A 9708-nucleotide genomic window follows, 5' to 3' on the forward strand; every position below is an offset into this window, starting at 1 on the left:
ATCAAATGGCTTGCTCTGCCGACGCGCCGCCCTGCGCACGAGTGGGCACTACCCTGGCATCTGGCTGGGTCACGTTTTGCACCCTGACAACGTTCAAACAGCCGGCAACGAAGTATGGCATTTGGTCGCCGACCTGGAGTCCGATCAAAGCCGCACCTAGCGGTGTCAAAACTGAAATGCGGGCAAGATCCGATTGACACTCCTCGGGCCAGACCAGTTGGACCCTTCGCCGAGGAACGCCCCAGTTGGTGGAATAGGTGACCCACGATCCTATGGTCACGAATGAGGGAAGATCCTCCGACTCTTCGGATACGATCTCGGCCCTGTTGATCTCACCCATAAGGAAGATGCCGTCCAAGTCTCCTTGCTGGGCGGCAAGGTGGGCGAGCTGTTCAAGTCGTGGATAGTCAGATGCGGTGAGCGCGATTATTGGAAGAGGCAGCATGACAAACTCCTTCTGCTTCAATTCGATCTCTCGGGTGGAGATCACGAAAGCTGGAAATGAGCCCGGACGGCGCGCACACCGTCCGGCTAACCGCCTGCATGAAGGAGGCCGGCGTGAAGATCAAAGCGCGCCGCGCGCGTATCGATGTCGATCTTATAAGCCATAGCACAACCAATATGGTGTCCTTAGCCCGTCGGCGACATTGCGGCGAAACCGCACAGTCGCTTGCAACACTGAAGCCCGAGTGAAAGAGCCCTGCTAGGTGAAGCAGGTGGGTGGCCATCCGCCTACATAGTTGTGCACGCACATGTTACGCTGGACAGCATGGCAGCCCGCGCATCTGAGGGCCCAAACTTCTGTCGCCTCAATCGGCAGAGCCGGCCTTTGACGTGAATGTGAGCCGCAATTCCGCAACACGTCGTTATATTACGCTGGATCCTCCTGCGATGGAACAATGAATGGCATCCACCACATGCGACGCCGCTCAGAGTTCAGTGAACCCAAAGACGGTGAGGCCCTTGCGCTAAGCGGCTGGCGGGTGATCGCGCTCTGCGGATCGTACGCGTTTCTTGGCGCTCTGGCGGCCGCAATTGCTGCCTTGGTCGGCACTTTCCCTCATTGGATCTGAACCGTTCCTTTGTGAACGTGCTGGCCAGTGGCCCCGGGCATGCCGGTCGACCTCGCACAACCGCGCCAAACCTTACAGTGGCGATGTACGTCTGTCTCGGCTAAGCAAGCTGGGTCGCGAAAACATACCCTCCACCTAGCAGCTGGGGCAGCGAAGGCATGTTCCTCCTTGCCGTTCTCGTCCTTCCTTTCGTCGGGAGCTTCATTGCGGCGCTCCTGCGGGTCCATGCGCGCAATGCTGCGGCATGGCTCGCCGGAGGAGTTGCACTTGCGGCCTTTTGCATCATTGCTGTGGCCTATCCGAGCGTGACGCACGGCGGGGTCGTCGGCTGGCACACGACGTGGATTGCCGAACTTGGGCTTTCGTTCGCACTGAGACTCGATGGCTTCGCCTGGGCGTTCGCCATGCTGGTCACCGGCATCGGATTTCTGGTGGTGCTGTACGCCCGCTATTACATGTCGCCTAGCGATCCCGTTCCGCGGTTCTTTTCTCTCCTGCTCGCCTTCATGGGGGCGATGTTGGGGATCGTGCTCTCCGGCAATCTGCTCCAGCTCGTTTTCTTCTGGGAGCTGACCAGCCTGTTTTCGTTCTTGCTGATCAGCTATTGGCATCACAATTCGGCTGCGAGGGACGGCGCACGGATGGCGCTGGTGATCACCTCGAGTGGCGGACTCTGCCTCTTTGCCGGCGTCCTGCTGATCGGTCACATCGTCGGCAGCTACGACCTGGACAAGGTGTTGGCGTCAGGAGAGGCGATCCGTTCGCATCCGCTCTATGTTCCCGCGCTCGTGCTGATCCTGCTCGGCGCCCTGACCAAGAGCGCCCAATTTCCCTTCCATTTTTGGCTGCCGCACGCGATGGCGGCTCCGACTCCCGTATCCGCCTATCTGCACTCGGCAACGATGGTGAAGGCGGGTGTGTTTCTTTTGGTCAGGCTCTGGCCCGCCCTCGGCGGATCGAACGAATGGCTGTGGCTGGTAGGATCTGCCGGTCTGATCACCTTTCTGCTGGGCGCGTTTCTCGCGGTATTCCAGCAGGATCTAAAGGGCCTGCTGGCGTACTCGACCATCAGCCATCTCGGCTTGATCACGCTCTTGACTGGACTGGACACGCCGTTCGGGCAGATCGCAGCGATCTTTCACATCATGAACCATGCCACCTTCAAGGCCTCGCTGTTCATGGCTGCGGGCATCATCGACCACGAAACCGGCACGCGCGACATTCGGCGCTTGAGCGGTCTCTACGCGTTCATGCCGATCACCGCGACGCTGGCCATGGTTGCGGCCGGATCGATGGCCGGCGTGCCGCTGCTGAATGGCTTCCTCTCGAAAGAGATGTTCTTCGCTGAAACAATCGAAGTCCATGACAATTCATTCGTCGATCAGGCGCTTCCCTACATCGTCACTGCGGCAAGCACTTTCACCGTTGCCTATTCTCTCCGGTTCATTCGCGACGTGTTCTTCGGTCCCGCTCCCGTCGGCCTTCCGTGCACACCTCACGAGCCGCCCCTCCTGATGCGGCTTCCAGCCGAGCTTCTCGTGCTTGCATGCGTCGTGGTGGGCATCGCTCCGGCGTTGACCGTTGCACCGGTCCTCGATACCGCCGCTGGCGCCGTGCTCGGTTCCAACATGCCGGAGTACAACCTCAGGATCTGGCACGGCTTCACGCCCGAATTGCTGATGAGCGTCCTGGCGATGGTTGGCGGCGTCGGCGTCTATGTGATGCTGCGCTCCTACCTTCTCGTTAACGAGGGACCGCCCCTGCTCGGCCGGTTCAGCGGGAAGCAGATCTTCGACTGGACGATGGTGACGCTATCCTGGCGTCTTGCACGCTGGCTCGAGAGCAAGCTCGGGACGAGACGTCTCCAGCCACAATTGAGAGTCCTGGTCGGCGCGGCGTTCCTCGCCGCCTTGCTGCCGCTCTTTTCGCGCGGCGTCCCGCTGGCGGATCCCCTGCGGACTACATTTGACCTTGCGTTCGCTTTGCTTTGGACGGTCGGCGCCGCCTGCGCGGTCGGCGCCGCGATCCAGGCCAAATTTCATCGTGTCGTCGCGCTGATCCTGCTCGGGTCTGCCGGTCTCGTGACCTGCGTCACCTTCGTATGGCTGTCGGCTCCCGACGTGGCCCTGACGCAGATCGTCGTCGAGACGGTCACGACAGTGCTCCTGCTACTCGGCTTGCGATGGTTGCCAAAACGTATCGCACCGGCCGGGACGGAAGCGCCAGCCGACAGGATTCGATGGCACCGCGTACGTGACTTCGCGATCGCGCTCTCTGTCGGCGTCGGGCTGGCGACGCTCGCGTTTGCAGCCCTGCAGCATCCCGATACGAACAGCATCTCGCGCTACTTCGTCGAAAACGCCTATACCAAAGGTGGCGGAACCAACGTGGTCAACGTCATCCTGGTGGACTTCCGCGGATTCGACACAATGGGTGAGATCACAGTTCTCGCCGTCGTTGCGCTCACCGTCTACGCGCTGTTGCGCCGCTTCCGTCCGGCGCCGGAGAGCATCCCCGTTCCCGAACAGCAGCACGCCCAGGACAGCCACGACGAGGCGCATCCCGACCGACAGAAGGGTGACACCGCCAAGGATACGATGGAGACCGCGGCGCTAATGATGAGGCTGATGTTTCCCGTGATCGGTGTCGTGGCGGTCTTCCTGCTGTTGCGCGGGCACGATCTTCCGGGCGGAGGCTTCGTAGCCGGCGTCGCCATGGCGACCGCGTTTATCCTGCAGTACATCGCTCGCGGCACGACATGGGTGGAAACTCGTCTGCACGTCATACCGGTACGCTGGATGGGGATCGGGCTTCTGCTCGCTGGGTGCACGGCGGCAGCCGCCTGCGTTTTCGGATATCCGTTTCTGACCTCGTACTTTGCGTATGCCGAGCTACCGCTGGTTGGCCGTGTCCCCACGGCGAGCGCATTCCTTTTCGACGTCGGCGTGTTCTCACTCGTGATCGGCGCCACGGTGCTGATGCTCATCGCGATCGCGCATCAATCCCTGCGTCGCTACGCAGTTCCGCCTCAGAGCGGCCGAGGCTTGGCAAGTGAGCCATCGAAGGAGGAACTGGTCTGATGGAGTTCGTGCTGGCAATCGGTATCGGTACGCTTGCCGCGTCCGGCGTTTGGCTGATCCTCAGGCCGCGCACCTTTCAGGTTATCATCGGGCTGTCGTTGCTTTCCTACTCGGTTAATCTTTTCATCGTGGCCATGGGGCGAGTGCGGACGGGGGCTCCGGTGCTCATCGCAAAGGAGGCCGGAGATCCTGCCCGGTATGCCGATCCGCTCCCGCAGGCGCTTGTACTGACTGCAATCGTCATCAGTTTCGCGACCACCGCGCTCTTCCTGGTCGTGCTGCTGGCATCCCGCGGCCTCGCCCGGACCGATCATGTCGACGGCCAGGAGCCGGAAGCGTGAGCGGCGCCTCTGGTCTGGTCATTGCCCCGATTCTCCTGCCCCTGCTGGCAGGTGCCGGCATGCTGCTGCTCAACGGAGAGAGATACAGGCCGATCGTAGCGGGCCTCAACGTCTTCGCAACCGTCGCCCTCGTCTGTGTCGCCGCAATCCTGCTGGGAATCTCCGACGCCGGCACCAGGGACGTCTATCGTCTGGGCAATTGGCCTGCGCCGTTCGGAATTGTCCTCGTTCTCGATCGGCTGTCGGCTCTAATGCTGCTGCTGACCAATATCCTCGCGCTGGCCTCAGTTGTGTACTCCCTTGCCCGCTGGCACCGGGCAGGCGCGCATTTCCATTCGCTGTTTCAGTTCCTGCTGATGGGCCTCAACGGCGCCTTCCTCACGGGCGATCTCTTCAACCTGTTCGTGTTCTTCGAGTTGTTGCTGGCGGCGTCATACGGCCTTCTGCTACACGGATCCGGTCTTGCACGGGTGAAGGCAGGGCTGCATTACATCGTCGTCAACCTCGCCGCCTCGCTGCTGTTTCTGATCGGGGTCAGCCTTATCTACGGCGTGACCGGAACGCTTAACATGGCGGATCTCGCGGCACGCGTGCCGGCGGTCGCGGCGGAGAGCCGCGGCTTGCTCGAAGCAGGTGCGGGCGCGCTTGCGGTTGCCTTCCTGCTCAAGGCGGGAATGTGGCCCTTGAACTTCTGGCTGCCGACCGCCTACGCCGCCGCAAGTCCGCCGGTGGCGTCGATCTTCGCGATCATGACGAAGGTCGGCGTCTATATCGTGCTGCGCCTGTCGCTCTTGCTTTTCGGCGAGGACGCCGGCGCATCGGCCGGCTTCGGCAGGGAGTTCTTGTTGTTGACCGGCTTGGCGACGATCCTGTTCGGCGCCATCGGCACACTGGCCTCGCAAGACACCGCCCGGCTCGGCGGCTTCTCGGTGCTCATATCCTCCGGAACGGTGCTCGCGGCCACGGGGATGGGACAGGTCGGCGTCACCAGTGGAGCGCTCTTTTACCTGGTCAGCTCGACGCTCGGCATCGGCGCGTTCTTCCTCCTCGTCGAGCTCATCGAGCGCGGTCGCGAACCTGGAGCGGACATGATCGCCGTCACGCGCGAAGCCTATGGAGAGGAGGACGAGAGGGACGAAGCCGAAGAGGACGTCGGCACCGCCATCGTGGCGACCATGGGATTGCTCGGCGTCGCTTTCATCGGCTGTGCGGTGGTTATCGCCGGCTTGCCGCCGCTGTCCGGATTTATCGCCAAATTCGCGCTGCTCGCGGCGGCGCTGCATCCGGCCGATCAGCCGGGCGGGGCCATTCCGGGCAGCGGATGGGCTCTGCTCGCGGTGCTGATCCTCTCGGGTTTCGCGACCTTGGTCGCGATGGCACGCGCGGGAATCCGCATCTTCTGGGCCTCGCCCGATCGCACTGTGCCGCGCGTGCGCGTGATTGAGATGGCGCCGATCATGTTCCTGCTGTTCATCTGTGCTGCGCAAACCGTCTGGGCCGGTCCCGTGATCCGCTTCATGCAGGCCGCGGCGCATTCCCTCCACTCGCCGGCGGACTACATCAGCGACGTCCTGGACACCGGCTCCAGCAGCCGACAAGCGGAGGGCAAATGACACGCTTGCTGCCCTGTCCGATCATCAGCTTCTGCCTGCTCGCGCTGTGGCTGCTGCTCAATCAAGCGGTCACCTTCGGGCACATCCTGCTTGGCTGCGTGGTCGCGCTCGTCGGCGGACGGATCCTGAACGTCTTGGAATTGCCGCCCGTGCGGGTCAGGCGACCCGGCGTCATTCTGCGGCTGTTGCGACTGGTTGCGATGGACATCGTCCGCTCGAACCTGGCGGTGGGACGGATCGTTCTCGGTTTGGGGCGGCGGCAGCGCAGATCGGGTTTTGTGGAGATTCCGCTCGACATGCGCGACCCCTACGGGCTGGCCTCACTCGCGTGCATCATTACGTCGACCCCGGGGACGTTGTGGGTGAATTTCGACGCCCAAAGAGGGGCGCTGACCATCCACGTTCTGGACCTCGTCGATGAAGAGGAGTGGATCCGCACCATCAAGGACCGTTACGAACGTCATCTGCTGGAGATATTCGAATGAGCCAGCTCATGCTGACCTACTCGCTCCTGGTCGCGCAGGTGTTGCTGGGATTGGCGATCGGCTGCGGCGCTTTGCGCATCTTCCTTGGACCTCGCGCGCAGGATCGCGTTCTCGGCTTCGACACGTTGTCCGTCAACGCGATGTTGTTGCTGCTGACGGTCGGGATTCGAACCGGTGAGGCGCTCTATTTCGAGGCGGCTCTGGCCACGGCCCTGTTCGGTTTCGTCGGCACGGTTGCGCTCGCCAAGTTCCTCCTTCGCGGCGAGGTGATCGAATGAACGGCATCGAGCACTTGCCTCCTTGGGCTGCCGTCCTCACTGCGGTCTTCCTTTTGACCGGCGCTGCCGTGACGCTGATCGGCTCGCTGGGCCTTTTGCGGCTGAGCACCTTCTACGAGCGGGTCCATGCGCCGACGCTCGGAACGACGCTCGGCACCGTCTTCATCGCGGCCGCTTCGATGGTCTACTTCTCGGTTCTGCAGACCAGACCGGTGGTGCACGAAATCCTGATTGTCGTACTCGGCGTCGTGACCACCCCGATCGCGCTGACCGTTCTCGTCGGCGCAGCCCACTTTCGCGACACCGCGGAACGGGCACAGCTGGGCGAACCCGTAGGCCGGGCGCTGCCTCACGCGAGGGTTCCAGGCGACGCTCCCACGGGCAAGGCCGGCTAAATGTCGCAATTGATCTCGCGTGGCGCATGCTTAAGTCCATTGTAGGCATGATGCTGGACTGCGTGCAACGTTCGCCGCGACTTCAGCCGGCCGCCGCCGGCGGCCCGATCTTGCGGATGCCGCTCGAAGATCTGCGGCATTCCAAATAGAGGACGTGATGACCAAAGTGCGACCAGACATTCGGGAGAACCGGCTGCAAATCGGCGTGTGACCCGGGCGATTTGTATCGCCCGGGCGCGGCAACTCAACGATTCTGACCAAGCCGGGAGTTCTTCATGTCTGTCTTTTTGGCACTACTCGTCCTGACCTCGTGGATCCTGTTCATCTGGATTTATGATCCAGACGGGTTTCGCGCAGCCTTTGCGCGCCGTCCGCCTCCGATACCGCATCACCCAGAGGGGTGACGCGCTGGAAGGTGCTTTGTCACCTTCGCGCTCCCGCCCATACGGTTTTCGACCGCGACACGCTCCTGCTCCGGATCTCGGGGCCGCCTGTGTGTGACCGCGTCATGAGCGGGCCTAAGCAATCAAATCGCCGCCTTGCCGAGATCGCCTCGGCGAAGTGGGCCAATACAAGGGTTCTGACATGATCATCGTCGCTGCGACGGATTTTTCTACGCGTTCTCATCGCGCTCTGCGTCAAGCCGGCCTTCTGGCTCGCGCCCGCCGTGCCGAGCTGCACCTTGTTCACGTCGTTGATGAAGACCTGCCCGCCGATCTGGCCCGCATGGAAGAGCGTGAGGCTCAGCGGGTGCTGACAGAGCAGATCGGGTCGATGCCCGAGCTGCCTGACGCGCGTTGCCATGCGACCGTGATCAGGGGGCACCCCTTCGACGGGATCTTGCGCGCGAGCGCCGCGGTCGGCGCCGATCTCATCGTAATGGGAGCCCATCGCAAGCAGTTTCTGCGCGATATCTTTACAGGGACCACTATCGAGCGTGTCATTCGCGGAGGGAAGTATCCGGTGCTAATGGTGAACAACGAAGCGCAGCGGCAGTACGAACGGGTTCTGGTGCCGATCGACATGTCGGAGACATCGGCCGATGCGATCCGCTTCGGCCTGTCCGCCGGGCTTTTGGAAGACGGAGCGACGTTTCTTCACGCCTTCTCGCCGGTGGCTAAAAGACGATTGCTCAGCTCTGGTGCGAGCTCCGACGTCATCAGTGGATATGTCGACAGCGAGCGCCACGGGGCGATGGAGGAAATGAGCCGTTTTCTCGTGGCCAATGAGTTCGGCACGCAGCGATGGTCGCTTAGGGTCGACGAGGGCGTTCCCATGCAGGTGATCGCGCGCGCTGTGGCGGAAAAGCGCCCGGACATGCTCGTACTGGGTACTCACGGCCGATCTGGGTTGCTCCGAGCGTTGATTGGCAGCGTCACAGAAGAAGTGTTGCGGTCCGTGAACGTGGACGTTCTCGTTGTTCCTCCGCCCCCCCGTGAAGTCAGACCTCCAAAGTTGGACACCGCTGCCTCTTTTGAGGCGTGACGCGAACGACTGGACTCGCCGGGAGGGGTCCAGGGTCTCAACCAGCACCAGAGCGCGGGATCTCCCTGCGCAGCAGCATGGCGTCCGCAGGGCATTCGCATGTCCGCGGATCGCCATGGCCCTCCCGAGATGACTCAGCCGCGTCTTCGCCCAGTGTCGCGGACAGCTGATTTCCGTGCGGTTCGTTTGGCTGGTCGCGTGATCTTTGGGGGATCGCTGGCCGGAAAAGTTTCTCGTGCCGCCATCCGTCGACGCCCTTCCTGTTCCTTCGCCGAGCCCTGATCTGGAATCCGGCGGACTGATGCTAATCGGCCCCCGCGAGAGCTGCTCGCGCGGGCCGCACTTCCTGGCTAGGGCGTGTACTAAAAAATCGGAACGCTGCGGATCAGGGTGCGTTTGGCGTCTGCTATGCCCTCAATAGCGGCGCCAAAGCGGACATCGCCGGAGATCCGAGTCGGGCCAAAAGGAGACCCTGTTCCGGTGGCACACCAAATTGATTCTACACCTCGAGTGACCGGCGATGGTCATGACAGAAACTTTGCTTTTTTGATCTTGAACCGTCCTGCATACACGTGCAAATTCTATGTGCGCGATTGAGCGGCCGCCAGCGCACAAGTAGCCGTCATGCCCGTACAGCTCTCTGATGCCGACGCTATTTGCGATCGGCATCTGGGGGTTTGTTCCGGGGATTCTCTGATACGCAAGGAGAAGAACATGACGGCCAAGACCCTAATAAGCTCGTTGCTTCAATACAAAGCCGCCTCGAATGCGGAGTTGCTTCTCGCCTTGAACACCGTCGATGCTGAACCGCGCACAACGGAATATCGGGCAGCACTGCGTGTTCTGAATCACGCCCACATGGTCGACCGAATATTTGCCGCCAATCTTCAAGGCGAACGTCATTCATACGCGGCGAATTGGAGCGCTGACACGCCCGTTCTTGCTCAACTCGCCCCCA

General features: G+C 61.9%; 10 protein-coding genes. 9 read left to right on the top strand and 1 reads right to left on the bottom strand.

Going from position 1 to position 9708, the window contains the following annotated elements:
- Nucleotide 1 precedes the first annotated feature (1 nt).
- On the bottom strand, nt 2-466 hold the full coding sequence (locus CV770_RS22625) for a GreA/GreB family elongation factor (RefSeq protein ID WP_245453831.1): 465 nt from the start codon (nt 464-466) through the stop codon (nt 2-4).
- A gap of 35 nt (nt 467-501) precedes the next feature.
- Between CV770_RS22625 and CV770_RS22630 the strand changes: the two genes are divergently transcribed.
- The 9 genes from CV770_RS22630 to CV770_RS41715 all read left to right on the top strand — a co-directional run.
- Nucleotides 502-693: a hypothetical protein gene (locus tag CV770_RS22630; RefSeq protein ID WP_104463917.1), complete on the top strand. Its 192-nt coding sequence runs from the start codon at nt 502-504 to the stop codon at nt 691-693.
- Between the two features lie 538 nt (nt 694-1231).
- A complete protein-coding gene (locus CV770_RS22635; RefSeq protein WP_104463918.1) occupies nt 1232-4153 on the top strand; it encodes a monovalent cation/H+ antiporter subunit A in 2922 nt (973 codons plus the stop codon).
- Nucleotides 4153-4494: a Na+/H+ antiporter subunit C gene (locus CV770_RS22640; RefSeq protein WP_104463919.1), complete on the top strand. Its 342-nt coding sequence runs from the start codon at nt 4153-4155 to the stop codon at nt 4492-4494. The genes CV770_RS22635 and CV770_RS22640 overlap by 1 nt, the downstream gene beginning before the upstream one ends.
- On the top strand, nt 4491-6107 hold the full coding sequence (locus CV770_RS22645; protein WP_104463920.1) for a monovalent cation/H+ antiporter subunit D: 1617 nt from the start codon (nt 4491-4493) through the stop codon (nt 6105-6107). The genes CV770_RS22640 and CV770_RS22645 overlap by 4 nt, the downstream gene beginning before the upstream one ends.
- Nucleotides 6104-6592 carry a Na+/H+ antiporter subunit E gene (locus CV770_RS22650; protein ID WP_104463921.1) on the top strand — a complete coding sequence of 163 codons (489 nt, stop codon included), beginning with the start codon at nt 6104-6106 and terminating at the stop codon, nt 6590-6592. The genes CV770_RS22645 and CV770_RS22650 overlap by 4 nt, the downstream gene beginning before the upstream one ends.
- Nucleotides 6589-6870 carry a K+/H+ antiporter subunit F gene (locus tag CV770_RS22655; protein ID WP_091966917.1) on the top strand — a complete coding sequence of 94 codons (282 nt, stop codon included), beginning with the start codon at nt 6589-6591 and terminating at the stop codon, nt 6868-6870. The genes CV770_RS22650 and CV770_RS22655 overlap by 4 nt, the downstream gene beginning before the upstream one ends.
- Nucleotides 6867-7265: a monovalent cation/H(+) antiporter subunit G gene (gene mnhG / locus CV770_RS22660; protein WP_104463922.1), complete on the top strand. Its 399-nt coding sequence runs from the start codon at nt 6867-6869 to the stop codon at nt 7263-7265. The genes CV770_RS22655 and mnhG overlap by 4 nt, the downstream gene beginning before the upstream one ends.
- 585 nt (nt 7266-7850) lie before the next feature.
- The gene (locus tag CV770_RS22665; RefSeq protein WP_104463923.1) at nt 7851-8750 is read left to right on the top strand and encodes a universal stress protein; all 900 of its coding nucleotides are present in this window, start codon (nt 7851-7853) and stop codon (nt 8748-8750) included.
- Between the two features lie 714 nt (nt 8751-9464).
- Nucleotides 9465-9708, top strand: a 244-nt coding sequence (locus CV770_RS41715; RefSeq protein ID WP_502693608.1) for a DinB family protein, incomplete at its 3' end; no start/stop codon positions are given.

It is taken from the genome of Bradyrhizobium sp. AC87j1, assembly GCF_002936975.1.
In the GTDB taxonomy this organism is placed as follows: Bacteria; Pseudomonadota; Alphaproteobacteria; order Rhizobiales; family Xanthobacteraceae; genus Bradyrhizobium; species Bradyrhizobium shewense.

Excerpts from the sequence above, each read along its gene's own strand:
- CV770_RS22630 (WP_104463917.1), top strand. The coding sequence starts at position 502 with ATGAGCCCGGACGGCGCGCACACCGTCCGGCTAACCGCCTGCATGAAG.
- CV770_RS22635 (WP_104463918.1), top strand. The coding sequence starts at position 1,232 with ATGTTCCTCCTTGCCGTTCTCGTCCTTCCTTTCGTCGGGAGCTTCATT.
- CV770_RS22640 (WP_104463919.1), top strand. The coding sequence starts at position 4,153 with ATGGAGTTCGTGCTGGCAATCGGTATCGGTACGCTTGCCGCGTCCGGC.
- CV770_RS22650 (WP_104463921.1), top strand. The coding sequence starts at position 6,104 with ATGACACGCTTGCTGCCCTGTCCGATCATCAGCTTCTGCCTGCTCGCG.
- CV770_RS22655 (WP_091966917.1), top strand. The coding sequence starts at position 6,589 with ATGAGCCAGCTCATGCTGACCTACTCGCTCCTGGTCGCGCAGGTGTTG.
- mnhG (WP_104463922.1), top strand. The coding sequence starts at position 6,867 with ATGAACGGCATCGAGCACTTGCCTCCTTGGGCTGCCGTCCTCACTGCG.
- CV770_RS22665 (WP_104463923.1), top strand. The coding sequence starts at position 7,851 with ATGATCATCGTCGCTGCGACGGATTTTTCTACGCGTTCTCATCGCGCT.